This window comes from Paraburkholderia sp. SIMBA_027 (assembly GCF_046535315.1).
Classification (GTDB): domain Bacteria; phylum Pseudomonadota; class Gammaproteobacteria; order Burkholderiales; family Burkholderiaceae; genus Paraburkholderia; species Paraburkholderia tropica.
Genome location: NZ_JAWRWY010001277.1, coordinates 1 through 248 on the forward strand (window position 1 = coordinate 1; position 248 = coordinate 248).

The following is a 248-nucleotide window of genomic DNA, read 5'->3' on the forward strand; positions in this document are numbered from 1 at the left end:
GCCTTGCGCATCTGGCCGGACGGCAGCAAAACCTGGCTGTTCCGCTATCGACGACCGAGTACGGGCAAGGAGAACTTCCTCAGCCTCGGCCCCTACCCCGATATCACCCTCGTTGATGCCCGACGGTCGGCCACTGCCGCGCGCAATCTTGTGCGCGAAGGCACCGATCCGGTCGAACATCGCCGGGCCGAGTCCATCGCCCGCAAACGCGCCGCCGAAGGCGCCTTCCATCTTGTAGCCCAGCGCTG

General features: G+C 66.1%; 1 protein-coding gene. It reads left to right on the forward strand.

The window, feature by feature from the left end:
- Positions 1 to 248: integrase arm-type DNA-binding domain-containing protein (locus SB764_RS43255; protein ID WP_410867202.1), on the forward strand; the 248-nt coding region annotated here is incomplete at both ends.